The organism is Acinetobacter sp. CFCC 11171 (genome assembly GCF_003268405.1).
In the GTDB taxonomy this organism is placed as follows: Bacteria; Pseudomonadota; Gammaproteobacteria; order Pseudomonadales; family Moraxellaceae; genus Acinetobacter; species Acinetobacter amyesii.
On record NZ_LQXP01000042.1, the window covers coordinates 1 to 20,770 of the forward strand.

General features: G+C 41.0%; 22 protein-coding genes and 1 pseudogene. 10 read left to right on the forward strand and 13 right to left on the reverse strand.

The features are described from left to right. Positions 1 to 222 precede the first annotated feature (222 nt). The 3 genes from AVJ20_RS15560 to AVJ20_RS15570 all read right to left on the reverse strand — a co-directional run bounded on the left by AVJ20_RS15560 (position 223) and on the right by AVJ20_RS15570 (position 2,831). Complete coding sequence (locus AVJ20_RS15560; RefSeq protein WP_111885866.1) at positions 223 to 1,485, reverse strand: hypothetical protein; 1,263 nt, start codon at positions 1,483 to 1,485, stop codon at positions 223 to 225. Further along, positions 1,482 to 2,123, reverse strand: a complete 642-nt coding sequence (locus tag AVJ20_RS15565; RefSeq protein WP_111885867.1) for an ABC transporter ATP-binding protein — start codon at positions 2,121 to 2,123, stop codon at positions 1,482 to 1,484. The genes AVJ20_RS15560 and AVJ20_RS15565 overlap by 4 nt, the downstream gene beginning before the upstream one ends. Positions 2,124 to 2,234: 111 nt before the next feature. Then, positions 2,235 to 2,831: a TetR/AcrR family transcriptional regulator gene (locus AVJ20_RS15570; RefSeq protein ID WP_111885868.1), complete on the reverse strand. Its 597-nt coding sequence runs from the start codon at positions 2,829 to 2,831 to the stop codon at positions 2,235 to 2,237. Positions 2,832 to 2,926: 95 nt separating this feature from the next. On the opposite strand from AVJ20_RS15570, the gene AVJ20_RS15575 reads away from it, so the two are divergent. After that, positions 2,927 to 4,132 (forward strand): oxygenase MpaB family protein, encoded by a 1,206-nt coding sequence (locus AVJ20_RS15575; RefSeq protein WP_111885869.1) that lies wholly within the window; start codon positions 2,927 to 2,929, stop codon positions 4,130 to 4,132. Between the two features lie 47 nt (positions 4,133 to 4,179). Here the strand turns inward: AVJ20_RS15575 and AVJ20_RS15580 are convergent, their stop codons facing one another. From AVJ20_RS15580 to def, 3 genes are all read right to left on the reverse strand, one after another. Further along, entirely contained in the window at positions 4,180 to 6,267 is a 2,088-nt protein-coding gene (locus tag AVJ20_RS15580; RefSeq protein WP_111885870.1) for a TonB-dependent copper receptor, read from the reverse strand. 74 nt (positions 6,268 to 6,341) lie between these two features. Then, positions 6,342 to 6,770: a DUF2946 family protein gene (locus AVJ20_RS15585; RefSeq protein WP_111885871.1), complete on the reverse strand. Its 429-nt coding sequence runs from the start codon at positions 6,768 to 6,770 to the stop codon at positions 6,342 to 6,344. Between the two features lie 81 nt (positions 6,771 to 6,851). Further along, entirely contained in the window at positions 6,852 to 7,382 is a 531-nt protein-coding gene (gene def / locus AVJ20_RS15590) for a peptide deformylase (protein ID WP_078191459.1), read from the reverse strand. Between the two features lie 119 nt (positions 7,383 to 7,501). Between def and AVJ20_RS15595 the strand changes: the two genes are divergently transcribed. The 3 genes from AVJ20_RS15595 to AVJ20_RS15605 all read left to right on the forward strand — a co-directional run bounded on the left by AVJ20_RS15595 (position 7,502) and on the right by AVJ20_RS15605 (position 10,548). Then, positions 7,502 to 8,656: a LysM peptidoglycan-binding domain-containing protein gene (locus AVJ20_RS15595; RefSeq protein WP_111885872.1), complete on the forward strand. Its 1,155-nt coding sequence runs from the start codon at positions 7,502 to 7,504 to the stop codon at positions 8,654 to 8,656. Positions 8,657 to 8,765: 109 nt separating this feature from the next. Beyond that, entirely contained in the window at positions 8,766 to 9,947 is a 1,182-nt protein-coding gene (dprA, locus tag AVJ20_RS15600) for a DNA-processing protein DprA (protein ID WP_111885873.1), read from the forward strand. A 31-nt stretch (positions 9,948 to 9,978) separates the two neighbouring features. Next, complete coding sequence (locus AVJ20_RS15605; RefSeq protein WP_111885874.1) at positions 9,979 to 10,548, forward strand: L-threonylcarbamoyladenylate synthase; 570 nt, start codon at positions 9,979 to 9,981, stop codon at positions 10,546 to 10,548. Positions 10,549 to 10,985: 437 nt separating this feature from the next. Here the strand turns inward: AVJ20_RS15605 and AVJ20_RS15610 are convergent, their stop codons facing one another. Next, positions 10,986 to 11,867 (reverse strand): DMT family transporter, encoded by an 882-nt coding sequence (locus tag AVJ20_RS15610; protein WP_111885875.1) that lies wholly within the window; start codon positions 11,865 to 11,867, stop codon positions 10,986 to 10,988. Positions 11,868 to 11,989: 122 nt separating this feature from the next. Between AVJ20_RS15610 and AVJ20_RS15615 the strand changes: the two genes are divergently transcribed. From AVJ20_RS15615 to AVJ20_RS15635, 5 genes are all read left to right on the forward strand, one after another. Next, complete coding sequence (locus AVJ20_RS15615) at positions 11,990 to 12,748, forward strand: AraC family transcriptional regulator (RefSeq protein WP_111885876.1); 759 nt, start codon at positions 11,990 to 11,992, stop codon at positions 12,746 to 12,748. 144 nt (positions 12,749 to 12,892) lie between these two features. Continuing rightward, the gene (locus AVJ20_RS15620) at positions 12,893 to 13,438 is read left to right on the forward strand and encodes a glutathione peroxidase (protein WP_111885877.1); all 546 of its coding nucleotides are present in this window, start codon (positions 12,893 to 12,895) and stop codon (positions 13,436 to 13,438) included. A gap of 317 nt (positions 13,439 to 13,755) precedes the next feature. Beyond that, positions 13,756 to 13,992: an RcnB family protein gene (locus AVJ20_RS15625; RefSeq protein ID WP_111885878.1), complete on the forward strand. Its 237-nt coding sequence runs from the start codon at positions 13,756 to 13,758 to the stop codon at positions 13,990 to 13,992. Between the two features lie 145 nt (positions 13,993 to 14,137). Then, on the forward strand, positions 14,138 to 14,761 hold the full coding sequence (locus tag AVJ20_RS15630) for a hypothetical protein (RefSeq protein WP_111885879.1): 624 nt from the start codon (positions 14,138 to 14,140) through the stop codon (positions 14,759 to 14,761). 157 nt (positions 14,762 to 14,918) lie between these two features. Beyond that, the gene (locus AVJ20_RS15635; protein ID WP_111885887.1) at positions 14,919 to 15,932 is read left to right on the forward strand and encodes a pirin family protein; all 1,014 of its coding nucleotides are present in this window, start codon (positions 14,919 to 14,921) and stop codon (positions 15,930 to 15,932) included. A 7-nt stretch (positions 15,933 to 15,939) separates the two neighbouring features. Here AVJ20_RS15635 and AVJ20_RS15640 read toward each other — a convergent pair whose 3' ends face one another. Then, complete coding sequence (locus tag AVJ20_RS15640) at positions 15,940 to 16,407, reverse strand: hypothetical protein (protein WP_111885880.1); 468 nt, start codon at positions 16,405 to 16,407, stop codon at positions 15,940 to 15,942. Between the two features lie 105 nt (positions 16,408 to 16,512). Here AVJ20_RS15640 and AVJ20_RS15645 point away from each other — a divergent pair, with 105 nt between their 5' ends. Next, complete coding sequence (locus AVJ20_RS15645) at positions 16,513 to 16,956, forward strand: AAA family ATPase (protein WP_111885881.1); 444 nt, start codon at positions 16,513 to 16,515, stop codon at positions 16,954 to 16,956. Between the two features lie 6 nt (positions 16,957 to 16,962). Here AVJ20_RS15645 and AVJ20_RS15650 read toward each other — a convergent pair whose 3' ends face one another. The 5 genes and pseudogenes from AVJ20_RS15650 to atpG all read right to left on the reverse strand — a co-directional run bounded on the left by AVJ20_RS15650 (position 16,963) and on the right by atpG (position 20,759). Continuing rightward, positions 16,963 to 17,268, reverse strand: a complete 306-nt coding sequence (locus AVJ20_RS15650) for a hypothetical protein (protein ID WP_111885882.1) — start codon at positions 17,266 to 17,268, stop codon at positions 16,963 to 16,965. Positions 17,269 to 17,408: 140 nt separating this feature from the next. Next, a pseudogene (locus AVJ20_RS15655) lies at positions 17,409 to 17,889 on the reverse strand (DUF2846 domain-containing protein). Between the two features lie 130 nt (positions 17,890 to 18,019). Further along, positions 18,020 to 18,439: a F0F1 ATP synthase subunit epsilon gene (locus AVJ20_RS15660; protein ID WP_078194022.1), complete on the reverse strand. Its 420-nt coding sequence runs from the start codon at positions 18,437 to 18,439 to the stop codon at positions 18,020 to 18,022. A 26-nt stretch (positions 18,440 to 18,465) separates the two neighbouring features. Then, positions 18,466 to 19,860, reverse strand: coding sequence for a F0F1 ATP synthase subunit beta (gene atpD / locus AVJ20_RS15665; protein ID WP_078191473.1), 1,395 nt, complete (start codon positions 19,858 to 19,860; stop codon positions 18,466 to 18,468). Between the two features lie 29 nt (positions 19,861 to 19,889). Beyond that, positions 19,890 to 20,759: a F0F1 ATP synthase subunit gamma gene (atpG, locus tag AVJ20_RS15670; protein WP_078191474.1), complete on the reverse strand. Its 870-nt coding sequence runs from the start codon at positions 20,757 to 20,759 to the stop codon at positions 19,890 to 19,892. Positions 20,760 to 20,770 lie beyond the last annotated feature (11 nt).

Below are 20,770 nucleotides of genomic sequence, written 5' to 3' on the forward strand. Positions count from 1 at the left end.
GGTAATTCAAATTATTTTTAAACCTATCAAATAAAACCCAACTTAATCAATTCAACCAAGTCATTGTTTTATCAGAAGTTTTGATCTTCATCACCGCCGATGGATGTGCATTCTACAGCATTTCAGGACCGTTGCAACACCCTTTTCCATTTATTTTTAATTTTTCATTACGTTTGTTTATTTATTCTACTAAATCAGTGTTTTTTACTTAAAAAAGTGTTTTTAGCGTACAGAAAGCATGCAATACGCCACAGGCACCCATAAGATAAACATTAAAACTGGCATAACACCGTGCACTTCTTCAGGCTTTCTATACAACCACTGAATAAATGGAATGGCGATACCAAATAATGTCACCATTAATAACACATCAACGAATCCACCTTTCAGTAGTAGCCACAGCCAAACTGACACACTCATCATTAAGCCAATCATCAATAAAACACAGTATTCGTATTTCCTGAGCTGCCAAAGTGTGAACCCTTGAATGATCCAGAATTGTTCTGCACATTCAAAATTTGATTTTAAGTCCATTTTGATCACGCCTAGATTGAATAAACTCAGTGCAATATAGACGGCACACATCAATTGGAATAATTGTGAAGCAGTGAAATCAAGGCTCATGATGTTCCAAGTGTTCACCTGTGTGGCGAACCAATACAAAATCACGACCGCTGTAACCGAAATACCGATACTGACAATACGGTGGGTTAGAAATCTTTTATGAAATGCCTGACGAATAATGAGTTTATTTTGATTGAGCCAGAGTGGGCTATATTTCTGTATCAGAAATACGCTAGGTATTTGCAGCTTAATTGGTTTTGATTTCCTACCGAGCAGCCAAAATTTTATTGCTGTTATACAGATGAAAGTAGATAACAACACCGCAACGAGTTGAGCGTCCAATATCGCTAGACTCAAAATGGGCAAATATGTCAAAAGACAGACTAAAACCCAATATTGATTCTGTTGTAAAAACAGCATTTGTAAAATTAATAAATTAAAGATCCAAAGTAGCATCAATACACTGATGCCAATAGAAGCTAAGAATTCATACTCAACCCAAACATATAGAAGCGCTAAAATAAATGGCAGTATCAGCAAAAAGCTTAAACTGCCTAAAAATTTGATTTCCACTGCAAAGCGACTTTTGAGCGTGATGGGCAATAGCGCTAGATAGCGATACCCTTCTCCACCGCTCAAAGCTTTACGTTGTATCGCACACCAAAATACATTTAAGGCAAGAAAGCCAGTCCAAAGAAACAGATTCGTGATTAATGATTTGCAATAAACCAAATCAATAATGGGCTGTACTAAAGATAAGAGCAGTCCGAATAGCATTGGCCCGAGAATTAATGTGATTAAAATAAGTAAATGCTTTTGCCGTGCAACTGCGTCTGCTGTGGTCTTGACATAAAATGTCCATCGATATTTCAAAAGCGTTTTTATGATTGTTCGCTGCCCAACATGTCTTTGTTTATTCATGCCGCCTGCTCATTGGACTTTAGCCGATCTAGCTCGATGATTTTTGCTGCCAGACTGTCTCTAAATACTGGATCATGGCAAGACAATAGAATCAATTTCGATTGGCTCTGTTGTAAAAGTATACTTGTTAATTCAGCCAAGGCATTTTGATCTAAGCCATTGCTCGGTTCATCCAAAATCAGTAAAGGTGCCGAAGTCATTAAGGCTGCAACCAATAAAAACTTTTTGGTTGTGCCAAAAGACATGTCAGCAAACGGCGTGGCTAAATAGTGTTCTAATTTAAATTTTTCAATGAAGATTTGATACTGCTCATGCGCTATCCCTCGAATATCACACATTAAATTTAGAAACTCCTGCCCTTGTAAAAAATCATAAATAGGGCTTTTATCTGGCACATAGGCCACAAGTTTCTCGTATTCATTGTTGTGAGGGGCATATGGCTGATCATTAATCAAAATATTGCCTGCATCAAAATCCAACATCCCAGCAATCATCGCAAGTAAGGTGGACTTCCCTACTCCATTCTCAGCAACAACAGCGACAATTCCGAATTCGCTTAACTCTAAATTTAAATTTGAAAATATACATTTTCCCGCAAAAGATTTGGACAGTTGCTGCAAGCTCAAAGAAACCATCATGATGTTCCTGATTTATTATATTAAGTTATTGATTTATTTTTGATCCATCTTCACATATCTTGGATCTGAATTAAATAGATTATTTGATAGACAAACTTAATTTTTTCAGTGTTATTCACTATCTAAATACGCCAAAATCATCTTTGATAATTCTACTTTAAGTTGTTGTTCTGTAATTAAAAAACTATTATTGCTCACATAGCGCATCATGGTAAATAAGGTACTATTAATGATCACAAAAGAGCGATGTTTCAGCGTTTCAAAGTTCCAATGTGAATAATAGCGATTAAATAAATACATCCCGACTTCAAAAAAATGCTTTTCCAAAACCTGAGAGGCATCTGAATGACTGTATTGATGCCAATGTTTTAAGATCTCAATAAAGAAGCCACGATCAGCTTTCAACATATCAAAGCCAAACTGAATACAAAGTGGGATCACCTCATAAATACTGTGCTGCTCTTGCTCCACGACTATATTTTTTAGTGCCAACCCCAATTGTTCTGATTTTCTGAGCAGTAACTCTTCTACGATTTGTTCTTTATTTTCAAAATATTGATAAATTGACCCAACGCTCACGCCAGATTTTTCCGCAATTTTGGGCGTCGTCAGCTCCAGTAAACCTTGTTCTGCAATACACAACTGCGCAGCTTGCAAAATGTTTTCCACGATCATTTTCGCGCGTTGTTGTTGTGGTCTTTTTCTCATTCTATTGCTCTCCAATGCGATAGTGTTATGCGAATTGAATGCGAATAAATATTCATATTAGTGTGGTATGAAACAATAACATTGAAGATCAAAACATGACCACTCACTTCAATACCCGGCTGTCTTCATTTCAGGCCACGCAGCAATCTAATCTGCTGAGTTTTCTGCTGTCTCATTTGACGGGTCAAGCTGCACAGCCGAATTACCCTCAATATCTTGCCCTCAATAAAGCCCTGCAATGTGGTGATCCACAGATGGAAAAAGTGCTCACGTGGATGATGCAGAACCCTAAACAGCATCGTGAATATTTTGAAATTGCTTTATTTAAAGGTGTAGAGCAACTTCCCTTTTCTATTCCCGAACTCGAACATTTTTTTAAGCATGTTGAACAAATACCGCCGTGGCTAGAGCCAGAAAAAATACAGCAAGCCCTTGAGTTCACCCATCGCCTAGGGATTAACAATGGCTTTATTTTGCGCGATCTTTCACTCATGGTCGGTTATCTTTTCCCCGGTTTCAATCAGCCGCTCATGCTGACCGGTGCTTTAAATAAACAAGCCGGTACACGTCTGGCTGAAACTACCAAATGGTGGGTAGATATCACTGAAGAACGCGGACTCGAACGTTTGCATGCGGGGTTTACATCGACGATTTATGTGCGTTTTATTCACGCTTTGGTACGGCATCAACTCCAAAAAGGCAAAGACTGGGATTTTGCAACGTGGGGGGTGCCGATCAATCAATTTGACTTGGCGATGACCAATCTTGCCTTTAGCAGTGTGGTGCTTGTGGGCATTCGCGCTTTAGGAATTTTTCCGTCAAAACAAGAAACTGAAAGCTTTTTGCATTTTTGGCGCTATGTCGGCTGGTTGATGGGTATTGATGAAAAATGGTTAATTGAAAAAGAATCTGACGGTTGGAAACTGCTGTATTGGATGCAATTTGTACACCCCCAATCCGATGCAAGCAGCATGGCTCTCGGTGCCAGTCTCTCTAAAGAACCTTTTGAAAGACAATACAAATACCTCCGACCATTTCAGCAAAAACTGGCTTATCGACAACATCTGGAGCTAACACAATTTTTTATTGGCAAAAAACGCATGCATAAATTAGGGCTCAAACCCCAATCCGCCGCATGGTTTGCCTATTATTTATTGGCTAGAAATCTCTTCCTATATTCAGGTGCTAAGCATGTCCCAAGTTTAAATCAAAAATTACAGCAAAAAGGCCGTGCGATTCAAAAACTCGGTTTAGCACTGTATCAAAGTAAGGTCAAACAACTGGCGAGTATGCACCAATAAAAAAAGCAGAGCGATCGCTCTGCTTTTTAGATGACAAATATCAAGATTTAGAATTTCATCGAAATACGTGCCCAATAATTGCGACCAATATTATTAAACTGTTGATCGGTCGCTAAACCTGTCCCTGCATCACCCAGTTTATTTAGATGTTCGGTATAGGTTTTATTCAAGAGATTATCTACACCCACAGATACATCTACACCCTCATCAATATGATAAGTACCATTTAAAGACAGTGTGCCAAAACCTGCACTTTCTTTCAGGTCATAACCCACGATATTGCCTTGGTGCGCACTAATACGATTTTGCCCATCAACCACACGCCAAAACGCTCCCAAAGTATAATTATCTTGGATATAACGTAGGTTGATACGTGCTTCTAAAGGTGAAATTTGTGGTAATGGCTTGTCATCTGTGGTGTTTTTTCCCCACGCATACATTGCGCTGACATCGGCTTGAATATGATCGTTAAATTGATAGCCAATCCCCGCTTCAGCTCCCGCAATAGTCGCATCGACATTTTTCGCACCCGCGCTAAAGGTTGAACCATGATCATGCTCACCTGTATTTGGATGATCGTGATAACTCATCAAAATAAAGTCTTGAATCAGTCCCGCATAGGCAGACGCCCATGAACTGAATGCGCCATGTTCATGTTGATAGCCCACATCTAACTGCAAAGTTTTTTCAGTCTCGACACCATTAAAGGTGTTTGTTGTGCCTGCATTACCGTGTTTAGGGCTAAATAATTCCCAATAATCTGGCATACGTTCCACATAGCCTAGACCGATATAGGTTTTACCATTGTCATGTTCAGGGTGCTTATTTTCAAAACGAATAAAAGCACTTGGCAAAGTTTCATTCAGCTCCGTGTTATAGCCACTCGCTTTCGAAGCGGCACGCTCATCTTTCACTTGCACTTGATCGAGACGAAGTCCGGAAACCAACTTATTGTTGTCACTCAATTGATAACTGACTTCTCCAAAACCACCATATGACTGAAACTTCATATCTGTTTCACGTGCTTTGTCTTTATAGCTATTGCGCATCCCTTTGCGAATACTATGTTCATTGTTCTGTGTGTCAATGCCTGTGACAAAGTCAATCTTATCCCATTCATGTGTCACAGCCATACGTGCATTTAATGTTCTGCGAGCAACATTCGATGCCATTGGCATATTCATCATGCCACTTGGTTGAAACTCACGTAAGCTGAAGTTATCCATGACATGATCATTAAAACTATAGTTGACCTGTGCTTCGATTTTTTTAATCACCTCCGTGACATTCTTTTTCTCGACACGAAGGCCTAAGCTTTCACGGGCAAATTGCGAACCATCCATTGAACGGCCTGCGTATACCGCCTCACCATCGGCTTTACCTCCAGTAAGTTCTACCCATGTATCTTCGTTTGGCGTCCAACCGAGTGCCAAATCTGTATTCCAACGCTCCCAGTCTGACGGCACAGTATTACCATCTCCATCTTGGTAGCTGTCTGCAACAGAACGGCTAGCATTTAAACGGACATATTTATGTTCATCCCCCACGGCCGCTTCGACATTATGATCTAAACGACCATAAGAGCCGATCATCACACTGACTTGACCACGGTAGTTTTTATCAGCATCGAATTGTTCAGGTTTGCGTTCAAACAAGACTGTTGCAGCAGAACCTGTATTGGCATATTGAACCGTTTGAGGTCCTTTAATTACTGAAATTCGGTCATAACTTTCAGGGGAAATATAAGAAGTGGGTGCATCCATTCGACTTGGACACGCCCCTAGATTTTCTGTGCCATCAGTCAAAATTTTAATGCGTGAACCAAACATGCCACGGAAGGTTGGATCTGCATTGGTTCCCCCATTTTTAATGGCACTAAACCCCACAATACTTTTTAAATAATCGGCCCCATCACTGGCAGGTATCGGTTGAATCGGCTGTTTGGGGTTGGCACGAACAATCAGGCCATTGGCATCATTCCCCTGATGTGATGTCACCACAATCGGTGCCAAAGTCTGTACTGCATTGGTTTCCGTCATCTCTACGGGCATCTCGTCAGCCATCACAGAAGTTGAATAGCAGGCAATACAAATTGCAGCCGCAAGAGGCTGTAGAAAAAATTTAGGCTGAGCCATGTTTATCTCACAAAATACATAAATAAAGGCGTACCTGAGTCCTCAAAGACCCAAGTTTAAAAAAAACGTCGGATTTATGCAGCGAGTGGTGGGGCTCGACCTTGCGGAAGTAAAAAGAGTTGTTGAAGAACAAACCAGACATGCTTGAAAGCTTTTTGAAAAGCAATTAAACGAACTTGAATTCGATCAAGCACTTCTTTCACATCAAGTTCAGGGGGCAAAACCAAATTGCCATAGACCGTACAATACTGACATTGATGACTGGCATCATGTTCATGGGCAGAATGATCGACTTGAACTTGCTCAGCGTGAGCGGAAGATGATTGGTCTGAATGTGCGGTATGTTCAGCATGAACATTGGGAAGTAAAAGTGCACGCGTAATGGTTTCGCAGACCGGAGCAACTTGATATTGCTTGGGCAACAATGGCTGTAAAAAAACAGCAATCTGCAAAAAAACCGCTGCAAAGGACAGCAGCACTCCACTACGAAACAATACAGGCAAACCCTAACATTTGTCTGACGCAAGTATAACAAAGCCCAATCGAAATTGGGCTTCTCTCAGGTATTTTTTAACCGCGATCAATTAACGTTTAACTGCGACTTTATCTTTTTGACGTTGGCGAACCAATTTTTCCACTTTGTCACGTGCACGTTGACGTTTCAAAGGCGATAGATAGTCGACGAACAACTTACCATTTAAGTGATCCATTTCATGTTGGATACAAACTGCGAGAAGTCCGTCCGCTTCCACTTCAAATGATTGACCTTCAAGGTTAATTGCCTGAATTTTTACACGTGACGGGCGCTCAACTTTATCGTATATTTGAGGCACTGATAAACAGCCTTCTTCATAGGGCTGCGTCTCTTGCGTCAATGGCGTAATTTTGGGGTTAATAAACACCATGGGTTGATCTTTTTCTTCAGATAAATCCATGACTATCAGCTGAATATGGTGATCTACCTGTGTTGCTGCCAGGCCAATTCCCGGTGCTTCATACATAGTTTCAAACATGTCGGCTGCTAACTGACGAATTTCATCAGTAACTTCTTCGACTGGTTTTGCAATGGTACGAAGACGGGGATCGGGGAAACTTAAAATAGGTAATAAGGCCATACGACGTCCTCACTTATGCCATTGATCAAAAAACAAAATGAAGGAATGCTTCATCAAAAAATTGTGTGTAATATCGTTATTATAACGCAGTTGCATACATAATTTTAGGAATTATGATAATGAAAAAGGTTTTGAAGGGCATGCCAACTTTTAGTGCCTTGGGGTTTAAAAAACAATTATTGGCACTTACAGTCTGTGTAAGTGTGGGGATGGGAATGGTCAGTGTTGCAGAAGCTGCCCCTGCTCGTAACGTCAATCCACCGTCATTGAAGGCAGGTGCCCCTCAAGTTTATGTGGTGAAAAAAGGCGATACGTTGTGGGATATTTCCAAGCGTTTCTTAAAAAATCCCGTGCGCTGGCCTGAAATCTGGGCGAGCAATAAACACGTGAAAAATCCGCACTGGATTTTCCCAGGTGACCGCCTATTAATGTGTACCTACAATGGCCGCCCAATCATCGGTAAAGATGAAGGTGATGGTTGTGAAGGTATCATTCGTCGCTATACAGGTGGCACTAAACTTCAACCACAAGTTCGTGTTGAATCCCTCAACAGTGCGATTCCGGTTGTTCCATTGGAATATATTAAGCAATGGCTTGAGCGCAGCATGATTGTTGCCGCTGATTCTGTTGAAGGCACACCTTACATTTTAGGTACAGCTGATCAACGTGTATTAGCTGCCAAAGGCCAAACAGTTTATGCACGCGGCCAAGGTATGCAAGTCGGTCAACGTTATGCTGTTTACCGTGAAGGCGAACCGTACATCTTTACCGATGCAAACGGCAAAAAATACAACGCAGGTTTAGAACTGACTCAAGTCGCTTCAGGTGTTGCCGTTCGTGGTGAAAACGACATTACCACTTTAGAACTAACCGATACTTATAATGCCGAAGTTCGTCGTGGTGATCGTGTTCTTCCTGAATATGACCCAATGCTGCCAACGCTGTTCTATCCAACCAATGCTGAAAATGTCACTGCTGGCGGTAGTGTTGTCCGTGTCATGGGTTCTATTGGTACCGCAGCGGTTCACAGTGTGGTGACGATAGACCGTGGTAGCTTGCAAGGCGTTCAATCTGGTCAAGTCTTTAGCGTGAACCAAAAAGGTGAAATCGTGACTGATCCAAAAACCAAAGAACGTGTTCAACTTCCAGGACAACGTATTGGTAACATCATGGTATTCAAAACGTTTGATAACTTAAGCTATGCTTATGTACTTGAGAGCGAATTACCAATCAAAGTGGGTGCAACGATTCAGCCACCACTGATGGATGACTAAGATCAAATCCATAAAAATGAGGCTGTATACAGCCTCATTTTTATTATCCAACAACGATATCACTAATAATTTTAACCCATAAAAAGAAGACATATTCAAAGGTCTCATTATGCTCAACTCATTGACTGACTTGCATTTAGATTACATTCGCCTGTGGTTTGTGGTGCAACACTCACTTCGCAGTTTCTATAAAATTCAGCAGCACTATCCTGCCCTACACCACGCCCTTAAGCCTGATCAAATCACCACATGGCAAAAATTAGGACTGCATAAAAATCATTTAAAGCGCTTTGAGGAATTTCACAGCCCAAGTGGACAGCTTAGCTTTGAAAAATGTCTTAAGGATATTGAACAATACAGTGACTTTGTACTGATTCCTGAAGACCTAAACTATCCACAACAACTTTTACCTTATAGCGACAAGCCGCCGATTCTATTTGGGCAAGGTAATGCCCAAGCCTTGATGCAACCCCAAATTGCGATTGTAGGTAGTCGCAAACCCAGTCCCCAAGGTCGACAAATTGCCTATGATTTTGCTTATTATCTGAGTGAGCAAGGGTTCTATATTAATAGCGGTTTAGCACAAGGAATTGATGAAGCGGCACATCGCGCTGCCATACAACACCACAGAACCATTGCCGTGATGGGTACAGGTTTAGATCAAACTTATCCGACCGCACATCAGAGTTTAAGACAAGAAATCATCCAACATGGGGGAACCGTAATCAGTGAGTTTCTTCCACACACTCCCCCATTGCAACACCATTTTCCACATCGAAATCGTATCGTGAGTGGGCTCAGTCTTGGTGTCATCGTGGCGGAGGCGGCATTAAAAAGTGGCTCACTGATCACAGCTCAACGCGCTGCCGAACAAGGCAAATCTATTTTTGCCATTCCAGGCCATATTTATAGTGAGTCGCATCAAGGTTGCCATCAACTCATACGCGAAGGTGCAATTTTGATTGATCATCCACAACAGGTTATTGAAGACTTGGCACTAGCCACACAGTGGCAATCACAGGCTGCCGAGACCTTAACAAACACCGAAATAGCGACACCCGAAACAGCAATACCGGACACCCCGCCACCCGAACCTATCCCAGAACATTTAATTGCGCTGTATCGGCAACTCGATTGGGTCGGCCAAAGCCTTGATCAATTGTCCATTCAACTCAAAATTGATACCGCGACATTGACCAGTCAACTGATGGAATTAGAGTTAATGGGCTATGCCACACAACAAGCCGGACACTACTTACGTTGTCGAATGGGTAAATTAGGTTCACAATAGTCCTTTGTCGAATCAGATAAGGTCTATAGAAATGATTACCACCTCTGTTGCAGAAGCAGCTTCCTGTCTTAAAAAAGGTCAGGTTCTCGCATATCCTACAGAGGCTGTTTGGGGATTGGGCTGTGATCCCTACAATGAGCAAGCCTTTCTCGAAATTTTGCGCTTAAAACAACGTCCCATTGAAAAAGGTGTGATTTTATTGGCGGCCAATGTCGCTCAAGTTGAACACCTGCTCCAAGGCTTAACAGAAGATATGCGTCAGCAAGTCATTGCAACATGGACCAACCGTAAACCCAATGAACGTGCAACTACATGGTTATTACCGGCTGGCGACCATATTCCAACATGGATTAAAGGCAATCATCCAAAAGTCGCAGTCCGTGTGACTACCCATTCTTTATGTGTAGCTTTATGCCAAGCTTTTAATGGCTTTATTGTGTCTACCAGTGCCAATCCTGCGGGATTAACCCCTGCACGTTCCTTACAAGAAGCCAATCAGTATTTTGCTAATGAACTAAATTACTTAAATGGTGATCTCGGCCTAAGCCAAGAACCAAGCAAAATTATTGATGCTGAAACAGGTGAAATCATCCGCGCATAAGCTCGGATGCCTGTCTATACCTGCCTTTTAGAAAATACAAACAAAAAAAAGCTCAGCCATATAGGGATGGCTGAGCATAAAAAAGGATGTGTATAAAATCACATCCAGAGGGTCTTGCAATCTCTGGGTAAATATCAAGTAATTATTAAGAATTACTTCCTCATTTACGATGAAAGTATTATGTAATATTTTTTTAAATTTAACAAATATATTTTTTATATAAATAAAACTACTGATAAGCACTTTATTTGTGATTTTATAACCACTTAGTCAAAATATGTATCTATTTTTGATTGATTTTTAAGACGAGAATTTGTTTTTTTAATTCAGTTTTACACTCAAAAATCCATTTTCAAAAGATTTGCTCTATAAAAAATAAGTTTGCTTGCCTATTTTTTAATCAATAATTCTCATAAATTTTCAACTTTTTACTAGATTTACTTACGCTGCGCCAAGATCACCCCAGTAATCGCCATCACTGTGCCGACGGTATGATAAAACATCCACTGCTCAGCCAACCAGAAATAGGCAATAATCGCGGTAAATACCGGCATCAAATTCATAAAAATACTGGTGCGATTCGGCCCGAGATGTTGCACAGCCAACATCCATACCAACGGTGCAATCAATGATGGAAAAATTGCCGCATAAAATACACTTGGCGCATTCGCAGGATTAATCGCGTCAATGCCTAAATACAACACGAATGGCAAGTGATATAAAACGGCAAAGAAAATTTGTACATATAAGCTCAACAGTAGCGGAAGTTTCAATTGCCATTTTTTTAAAAACACCCCATAAAAGGCATAAAAGAACACTGCGAAGATCATGAGGATGTCGCCGAAATGTCCGCCCATATTCAGTAATTGACTGAAATCTCCTTGCGCAATGACAAACAATAGCCCCGTAAATGAAATCGCACAGCCCAAGATGGCATAGCGATTAGGTACATCTTTAAGTATGAAAAATGCAACGGCAATCGTAAAAACAGGGATAAAGGCATTGATGATGCCCATATTGGTCGCCGTCGTATAATGCGCAGCGGTATAGCCCAAACCTTGATATAACACCATGCCAAAAGCACTCAGCACAGCCAATTGCTCCCAATGCTGCTTGATAAGCTGTCTTTGCTGCCAAACGGTTTTCAGCATAAAGGGGGTTAAAATCAAAAATGCAATAAACCATCGATAAAAACTAATACTGACTGGTGAAATATAATCAGTCACATAGCGGGTGACGGTAATATTCAACGACCATATAAATACCGCGATCAGAGGCAAACAAATTGCGAATTTCGCCCAACGCGCTTGAAGCAACATGTCTGACTCCTCAATATATTGTGCAAAGATTGGTTTAGGTATTTTGAGTGATGTCTGTTTTAATTGAAATACATGATTTCAGACATTTATATTGTAGTTCAGACATCGACACTTAGGCTTATATGACGTCACCACCGATTGAACAACGGATCGAGCTTTTTGAAGCACACTACACCACATTAGATGCTGTCTATCCGCACAGTTGTCTTTGGGGTGATTTTAATTTTTGTCTCGATGGTATTTTCGAATATGAGATACAAGGGCAACATCATCTCTCACCTGCCAGTTATGGGGTGTGGATTCCCCCCCAGACAGAACATTGCTCAGTCGCAATTGATGAGCAACCTATTCATTATGTGGCAATCCGACTAGCACCTGATCTCTGCATAAATTTCCCCAAGCAGACGGAAGTATTTAGTATCCAGCCTTTCTTTCGTTTGTTGGTGCAAGAAATTTTGGCCTTTCCTACAGAGCAACATACCACACCACCCTATCGACACCTGCTACAGGTCTTATTCGACCAGTTAAAAACTGCGCCCAAACATCAACATTATTTACCGCAAAGCCATGATGCGGTGTTAAAGCCGATCTTGGCGCAGCTTGCAGATGTAGATCATTTTAGTTTGAGCCTACAACGATGCTTATCCAATGTCGGTTTGAGTGAGCGTCAGTTATTGCGGCTGAGTCAGAACGAACTGCAAATGAGCCTTTCTGAATGGCGAAACCGTGCAAAAATTATTTATGCCATTCAACAACTCCGTGCTGGTCAGTCTATTAAAGCTCTCAGCTATGAATTGGGCTATCAACACAGTTCAAGCTTTATTGAGTTTTTTAAACGCTATACAGGAAAAACCCCGAACCAACATCGTGCCTCAAGTTAAATACAAAGCAATAAATCAAGCATCAGCTCGAATTCTGCAAACTACTACAAAAATTATGCGAAAAGCCTATCGATAAAAGCTTGCTGTTCACCAGATTTCCCTTTAAAACAAGGATGAAAGGCACAACTTCAACTAGGAACGAATATGTCAGCTTCAGTTTACGATATCCCAGTAAAAACCATCCAAGGTGATGACACCACACTCAATCAATACCAAGGCAAGGTTTTATTATTGGTCAATGTGGCCTCTAAATGTGGGCTAACACCGCAATATGAAGGCTTAGAAAAACTCTATACAGAGAAGAAGTCGCAAGGCTTTGAAGTCTTAGGCTTTCCTGCCAATAACTTTTTAGAACAAGAACCTGGTTCTGAAGCTGAAATTCAAGAATTTTGCTCAATCAACTACAAGGTTGATTTCCCACTTTTTGCAAAAATTTCTGTGGCAGGCGCGGATAAACACCCACTTTATCAAACCTTAACCCAAGCCATTCCTGAACGCATTGGTGAAGGCCCATGGTGGGATGATTTAGTTGAATACGGTTTAACACCAAATCCAAAGCCTGAAGTGCTCTGGAACTTTGAAAAATTCCTCGTGAATAAACAAGGCGAAGTTGTGGCTCGATTTGCACCCGACATCAAGGCAGATGATGCACGTATTGTCGATGCCATTAACGCTGAATTAGCCAAATAATTCGACAATTTTTCAGTCTCTCAGTTAAGATTATTATGATTTTAACTGAGATTGATCATTTTAAATTATCATATATTGATAATTTGCACATTTTATCCATTGTTTTAATATTTCACATACACATTGTTCAAAGCTTCCCTGTAAATACTCATTACGATGAGTCTTATCAATTCACATCCAGCAGTAAACAGGTGAACTTATGAATACATTAATGAAAGCTATCGTTTTATGTATTTTTTGACAGCACGTGTTTCTGCGCTAACAATAGATGCACGGCAAAAAACTCAAAAGACGAAAACCCAACAGCACACTAAACAATACACACGGGTAAAAACCAAAGCCAGAACAAGAAAAAAGCGGTAAATCCATCACATACCTGGCGTTCTGGACAAAAAGTACCTTCTGAATACCGTGGTCATCGCTACAAAGGTGACCTCAACAAATATAAAAAATTGTCTAAATCAGGCAAAAACCAACAATGGATTAAAGTGAATAGTGACTACATTTTAATGAATGCTGTCAGCCACGCCATGATCAAAATCATTGCGGGTTAACACATTATAAAATATCAAAAGAGGGCAAATGCCCTCTTTTTTTGCTCAAGCGATTATTTTGTTATTGCTTTGCAACAATCTATTTTTAATCCATATTCTACCCCTATATTTAAAGTATAGAATTAATTTATAGTGTGATCATTGAATGAAAAAGCTTGTGCAGAATGCCCTTCTCCCTTTTGCCATTTTTAGTGGTGTTTTGGTGCTGATTGGCTGTGAACCTGCCACAGCACCGCAACAGGAACAAGAAATCGCAGCAGAAAATGATCGCCCTGCAACAACATCAACAAACGAAGATCAATCTGCGACACAAAGTCAGGCGACCGATCAAAGCCAATTAAAAAGCGGCAATATGTTTTATATCGTTCGCGATGTTGCGGATATGCAACTTAAAGCCGGCAATTATGTTGAACAACTCAAACAAACGCAGGTCGATTTAGAAGCCGCAGTCAGCAACCAAGATCATCTCCAATTGCAAAAAGCAGCAACCCAGCTGCAACAGCAGCTCAAAGGTTTCAATCAAGCATTGAATGATTTAAATCTAAAAAGCACTGAGATTAATGATATTCGCAGCAATCTACAGGCAGCGAATCAGCAAGTATTGGCCTCACCTTTTCTCAATGGACAAGTCGATTTAAGCAAAGTTGATTTTCAGAAAATCCAAAATCAAATGGGAAATATTCAAGCGGAAATGCTGAAATTGGCAGGTATGTTGATCCAAGACCAAGCAGCTAAAAGCTCATCTAATGCAACCACTAAAACTGAATAAGTAGCGAAATTTAGTATTTCCATTGCATTCCACCTGTTGTAAATCAAAAAAGCGTTAGACCTTGAGCTAACGCTTTTTTCTTACAGTTCCGCTATAGAACACGACTGTTTTTCCTTTTAGATTAATGCTGAATAATAAAGCCAATGATGGAACAGTTATGTCAAACGCTGTGATTTATAACATTACACCCATTACCTTTCGTTTAGATTTAAAAGATCCTTTCTTATTTACTGCTCATCATATTGATCATTTTCCTGCTGCAAATGCAGACATGGGGCCAAAAACAGCCGCAGAGAATGATGAATTCAATATGTACTATGGCGATGTGGTTCCAGGTTTCCCAGAGCATCCACACACTGGCTTTGAAACCATTACCTTGGTTGAACAAGGCTATGTCGATCACTTTGACTCATTAGGCAATGGCGGACGCTATGCTGCGGGTGATGTGCAATGGCTGTCTACAGGCAATGGCGTTGAACACTGTGAAATGTTCCCCCTACTGCATGAAGATAAAGCCAATCCTTTTGAACTTTTCCAAATTTGGTTTAATTCATCAGCTGAACAGAAAACCCATGATGCTGACTATAAAATGTTTTGGCGTGAAGAGATTCCTCACGTCTTTGAAACGGATAGTGAAGGAAAAAAATCGGATATTCGCGTGATTTCAGGGCAGTTTAAATCCACTGATGCTATTTCCCGACCGCCACACTCATGGGCGGCTGCCGCAGAAAATAAGGTCAACATTTATTTAATCACCATGCAAGCAGGTGCAGAGTTGGTGATTCCCGCAACAACAAGTAGCTCCAACCGTTTTGCTTATTTCTATCAAGGCAATACATTAGAAATAGAAGGTCAAACCATTCAGATGAAGCATTTGGTTGAACTCCAATCAGATGCCGACGTCCATCTCAAAGCAGGTGGATTAGAAGCACGGATTCTGTGGTTAGAAGGTGAACCAATTAATGAACCCGTGGCGATGCGCGGTCCATTTGTGCTCAATACCACGGAAGAACTCGATGCGGCTTTTAAACGCTATCGTGAAACCCATTTTGGAGATTGGCCTTGGCCAACACCAGCTCCGGTTTTCAAACGTGATCAGGCTCGATTTGCCAGTTATGAAGGCGGTAAACGTGTAGAACACCCAGAGCAGGAAAGCTCACAAGCGTCTTAAAGTTCAATTAGTTGGATTGAGCAAATTCAAAGGTATTACAGTTTTTATCTTGTCCAAGTGCGCGCTGAACATCTTGTTTAAAACGTGCTTGGGCAAAGCTATATTGCTTCGGTAAAAATAAGGTAATACGTGTCGTCTGCGGATCTAAACTTTCGACCAACATTTTATGCAAATACGCCCCATGCTCAGTTCGTGCCATCAATGTCCCCTGCTCCAAATGCTCTTCTAAACGATTATCGGTATAGACGTAGCGATTGTTCGCGGTAAACGCAACACAGTGATTATAGGCTTGTCGCAGATTTCGAAAGGCGGTCATATATGGGATTTTAAGCTCCGTACTGATGCCATTATCAACCGATTCAGCGACAAGTGCAGCTTCAGTGGGAAGATTGGGTGTCGTGACGTATTGGCTTTGACATGCAAGGAGCAAACCACAACAAAGACACAGCGATAAACTGTTGAAAAATTTGTGCATACGGACCTTTGCAACTTGTTCTTATTTATTTTGCAGAGATTGTAGCAAAACTGGGTTGCTGATTTAATACTCTACTATTCATTCCGTGCTTTCATTGCAAATACTATGCAGCTGATTATTTTTACAGGCGTTCAAGCCTCTGGCAAATCAACCTTTTACATGTTGAATTTATATCATAGCCATTTACGTATTAATTTGGATATGTTGAAAACCCGACATCGGGAAAATATGATCTTTGAAGCAGGTTTGGCATCCAAAACCAAAATGGTGATTGATAATACCAACCCAGATCAGGAAGCTCGTGCTCGCTATATAAAACGCGCAGTAGATGCAGGGTTTGAAGTCATTGCTTACTATTTTGAAACCGATTTGGACAGCACCTTAAAGCGTAACAGTTTTCGTGAAGGCAAAGCCCATATTCCAGAAGTTGGCGTGCGTGCGACTTATCGCAAGCTTCAAGTTCCATCACAGGATGAAGGCTTTGATCAAATTTTTAAAATTAAAATTATCAGTCACGGCGAGTTTTCAATTTTACCCATGCATGAATAACAACCATTAACCTGCTTTTTGGCTATCTTTCCATTTTTTAAAAGCCGATTGCATGGCCTGACGCTCATATGGTTTCACTAAACGACTTTCTAATGAAGCAAAATCACCTTTATAAGCAGCAGCGACCATCGATTTTGCCAGTTCTTGAATACTCACGCGCCCACGGTGTTCATATTGCTGGACTTCTTCATGGGAGAGTTCAACATCCCAACATGACACGACAGAACTTAGATCAACCGCAATGCTCAAATAATATTGATCAAAGTCTTGATAAAGTTCCCAAAAATGCGGCTCATAGGCGATAAGGTTCATGGTGCAATGCTAGCTGATTGAATTTAATCACCATAAAGATTGTATTGAATAAAATATATTCAACTTTAGATTGATCAATTTCAACTAATTTAGGGATAAAAACTACCCTTTCGAGTAGTTTTTTATCTACATATAAACCTTTATTTCAATGCGATGGTGGCTTTGCTGCAATTACCACCTTGTGCAAATGCATATTCGCTAACGGCCTTTTTGCCTGTTTGCTCATCAACCAGTTTTAAATTTGCCCCACCTACAAATGCGCCCATTTTAATAAATTGCTGAACAAAATATTGTTTACCTGCCGCAGTTTCAATATCCAAATCGTTAGGTGAAAATTCTGATTCAGTCGAAATTGTATGTTTTTGATTACCAAATACTTCTTTATAAAAAAATACTCCACGAGAGGTTTCACCTAAACATTCCCCATCTACCCATACATCTTTCTTTAAGGCAGGGCCTTTCACAGAAGCTGAGCGATATACGTAAATTCCTGCATTGACTTCTTGTGGGGGAATTAAATTATTCGACTAGTGCTGACGCATTTTGATCTGCTTTAGGTACGGATGCACACCCAACAAATCCCAAAGATAATAGTAATGTAAAAAAGATTTTATTAGACATCATTAATTCCATTGATATATTTTTAAGCATTTGAAAAATAACAATTAATCAAAATATAATCAAATTTATTTATTATTCAGCCATAAAAAAACCACCCTTTCGGGTGGCTCTTTCAATCTCAAACTGCGTCTTATTGAGCGCGGTTTTTGATTTTGCGGATGGTTTCCAACTGAGCAGCAGTTTCTGCAAGAGCAGCCAAAGCAGCAGCTGAGTCCAAGTCGCTCTTTTGATTTGCTAACAATTGTTCAGCTTGTTTACGAGCTTCAATAATTGCTGCTTCATCAAGGTTGTCAGCACGTACTGCAGTATCTGCAAGTACAGTAACAACGTGCGGTTGAACTTCAAGTACACCACCTGATACATAGATTAATTCTTCTGTACCATTTTCAAGCAGAACGCGGATTGCGCCCGGCTTGAGCAAAGTTACTAGTGGCGCATGGCCAGGCATAATACCTAACTCACCACCAGCACCTTTAGCAATTAGCATAGTTACAGCGCCAGAGTACAAAGACTCTTTAACACTTACAACGTCACATTGCATAGTCGCCATGAGAATCTCCTAAATTAGGGAACTAATTAAAGTTTCTCAGCTTTAGCAATAACTTCATCAATACCACCAACCATGTAGAACGCTTGTTCTGGAATGTGGTCGTATTCACCAGCTAGAAGACCTTTAAAGCCACGAATTGTTTCTTTAAGCGGTACAAGTTTACCAGGAGCACCAGTAAACACTTCAGCTACGTGGAACGGTTGAGAGAAGAAACGTTGGATCTTACGTGCACGGTATACAGTAAGTTTGTCTTCTTCTGCCAATTCGTCCATACCAAGAATTGCGATAATGTCTTTCAATTCTTTGTAACGTTGAAGAACGTTTTGAACTGAACGAGCGATTTCGTAATGCTCAGTACCCACTACAAGTGGATCTAACTGACGTGAAGTAGAGTCAAGTGGATCGATCGCTGGGTAAATACCAGAAGATGCGATGTCACGGCTCAATACAACAGTCGCGTCCAAGTGAGCGAAGGTAGTCGCAGGCGATGGATCTGTTAAGTCATCGGCAGGTACGTATACCGCTTGGATTGACGTAATAGAACCAGACTTAGTAGACGTAATACGTTCTTGAAGAACACCCATCTCTTCTGCAAGAGTCGGTTGGTAACCTACTGCAGATGGCATACGACCTAGAAGTGCTGATACTTCAGTACCCGCTAGTGTATAACGATAGATGTTGTCGACGAACAATAGAACGTCACGGCCTTTACCGTTTTCATCTTTTTCGTCACGGAAGTACTCAGCCATAGTCAAACCAGTCAACGCTACACGTAAACGGTTACCTGGTGGCTCATTCATCTGACCGTAGACCATTGCTACTTTGTCTAGAACGTTTGAGTCTTTCATTTCGTGATAGAAGTCATTACCTTCACGAGTACGTTCACCAACACCAGCAAACACAGATAAACCTGAGTGAGCTTTCGCGATGTTGTTGATCAACTCCATCATGTTTACAGTTTTACCAACACCGGCACCACCGAACAGACCAACTTTACCACCTTTAGCGAACGGGCAAAGTAAGTCAATGACTTTAATACCAGTTTCTAAAAGGTCAGTAGAAGCCGCTTGTTCTGCATAAGAAGGCGCTTGACGGTGAATTGGTAAACGAGCTTCAGTACCAACAGGACCAGCTTCGTCGATAGGGCGACCAAGAACGTCCATGATACGACCTAAACATGCAGTACCTACAGGTACAGAGATAGGCGCGCCAGTGTTAGTTACAGTAAGACCACGCTTAAGGCCTTCAGTAGAACCCATTGCAATAGTACGAACTACGCCATCACCAAGTTGCTGCTGAACTTCTAATGTAGTTTCAGTACCATCAACATGGAGAGCGTCATAGATCTTAGGAACGCTGTTACGTTCAAACTCGACGTCGATAACCGCGCCGATGATCTGAATGATACGACCGCTACTCATTGCTGTCTCCTCAATTCAAACTAATAATGTTAAACGGCAGCGGCACCACCAACGATCTCAGAGATTTCCTGAGTAATCGCGGCTTGACGCAGCTTGTTATAAATAAGTTGTAGGCTCTTGATCAATTCACCCGCGTTATCAGTTGCAGCTTTCATTGCAACCATACGAGCAGACTGTTCACATGCGATGTTTTCAATCACACCTTGATAAACCATAGACTCAATGTAACGAACCAATAAACCATTTAGAAGCTCTTCAGCTTCTGGTTCATAGATATAGTCCCAACCGTATTGACGATTTAGGCCTTCGCTTTCCTCAGCAGCTGCTAAAGGAACAAGCTGTTCGATTTTTTGGTTTTGAGTCATGGCGTTGACAAAGCCGTTTGACACTAGATAAATACGATCTAACTCGCCTTTATCAAACGCGTCTAACATCACCTGTACAGAACCAGTTAACTGTTCAAGACTCGGAGCATCACCTACGTTTGTAGTTGCACCAAGAACTTTACCGCCGTAGTTTTTAAAAAACGAAACCGCTTTTTGACCAATTAAAGCAAATTGAACTTCAATTGACTGCTCTTGTTGCTGTTGTACGTGTTTGACCACTTTTTTGAACAAGTTAATGTTCAAACCACCAGCAAGGCCGCGATCTGAAGAAACAATGATATAGCCAACGCGCTTTACAGGACGTTCAACCATATAACGGTGTTTGTATTCAGGGTTCGCTTGTACCAAATGAGCAATTACACGGTGCATATTTTCGGCATACGGACGGCCTTGAGCCATGCGCTCTTGCGCACGACGCATCTTAGAAGCTGCTACCATCTGCATCGCGCGAGTAATTTTCTGCGTGCTTTTGATACTAGCTACTTTGGCGCGAATTTCTTTTAAATTTGCCATACGCTTAACCT

What these genes read in the sequence shown, in the direction of transcription:
- AVJ20_RS15630 (WP_111885879.1), top strand. Translation starts at nt 14,138, where the DNA reads ATGAAAAAGCTTGTGCAGAATGCCCTTCTCCCTTTTGCCATTTTTAGT.
- AVJ20_RS15650 (WP_111885882.1), bottom strand. Translation starts at nt 17,268, where the DNA reads ATGAACCTTATCGCCTATGAGCCGCATTTTTGGGAACTTTATCAAGAC.
- atpG (WP_078191474.1), bottom strand. Translation starts at nt 20,759, where the DNA reads ATGGCAAATTTAAAAGAAATTCGCGCCAAAGTAGCTAGTATCAAAAGC.
- AVJ20_RS15575 (WP_111885869.1), top strand. Translation starts at nt 2,927, where the DNA reads ATGACCACTCACTTCAATACCCGGCTGTCTTCATTTCAGGCCACGCAG.
- AVJ20_RS15565 (WP_111885867.1), bottom strand. Translation starts at nt 2,123, where the DNA reads ATGATGGTTTCTTTGAGCTTGCAGCAACTGTCCAAATCTTTTGCGGGA.
- AVJ20_RS15560 (WP_111885866.1), bottom strand. Translation starts at nt 1,485, where the DNA reads ATGAATAAACAAAGACATGTTGGGCAGCGAACAATCATAAAAACGCTT.
- AVJ20_RS15635 (WP_111885887.1), top strand. Translation starts at nt 14,919, where the DNA reads ATGTCAAACGCTGTGATTTATAACATTACACCCATTACCTTTCGTTTA.
- def (WP_078191459.1), bottom strand. Translation starts at nt 7,382, where the DNA reads ATGGCCTTATTACCTATTTTAAGTTTCCCCGATCCCCGTCTTCGTACC.
- AVJ20_RS15605 (WP_111885874.1), top strand. Translation starts at nt 9,979, where the DNA reads ATGATTACCACCTCTGTTGCAGAAGCAGCTTCCTGTCTTAAAAAAGGT.
- AVJ20_RS15615 (WP_111885876.1), top strand. Translation starts at nt 11,990, where the DNA reads ATGACGTCACCACCGATTGAACAACGGATCGAGCTTTTTGAAGCACAC.
- AVJ20_RS15640 (WP_111885880.1), bottom strand. Translation starts at nt 16,407, where the DNA reads ATGCACAAATTTTTCAACAGTTTATCGCTGTGTCTTTGTTGTGGTTTG.
- atpD (WP_078191473.1), bottom strand. Translation starts at nt 19,860, where the DNA reads ATGAGTAGCGGTCGTATCATTCAGATCATCGGCGCGGTTATCGACGTC.
- AVJ20_RS15620 (WP_111885877.1), top strand. Translation starts at nt 12,893, where the DNA reads ATGTCAGCTTCAGTTTACGATATCCCAGTAAAAACCATCCAAGGTGAT.
- AVJ20_RS15645 (WP_111885881.1), top strand. Translation starts at nt 16,513, where the DNA reads ATGCAGCTGATTATTTTTACAGGCGTTCAAGCCTCTGGCAAATCAACC.
- AVJ20_RS15570 (WP_111885868.1), bottom strand. Translation starts at nt 2,831, where the DNA reads ATGAGAAAAAGACCACAACAACAACGCGCGAAAATGATCGTGGAAAAC.
- AVJ20_RS15610 (WP_111885875.1), bottom strand. Translation starts at nt 11,867, where the DNA reads ATGTTGCTTCAAGCGCGTTGGGCGAAATTCGCAATTTGTTTGCCTCTG.
- AVJ20_RS15595 (WP_111885872.1), top strand. Translation starts at nt 7,502, where the DNA reads ATGAAAAAGGTTTTGAAGGGCATGCCAACTTTTAGTGCCTTGGGGTTT.
- dprA (WP_111885873.1), top strand. Translation starts at nt 8,766, where the DNA reads ATGCTCAACTCATTGACTGACTTGCATTTAGATTACATTCGCCTGTGG.
- AVJ20_RS15580 (WP_111885870.1), bottom strand. Translation starts at nt 6,267, where the DNA reads ATGGCTCAGCCTAAATTTTTTCTACAGCCTCTTGCGGCTGCAATTTGT.
- AVJ20_RS15660 (WP_078194022.1), bottom strand. Translation starts at nt 18,439, where the DNA reads ATGGCGACTATGCAATGTGACGTTGTAAGTGTTAAAGAGTCTTTGTAC.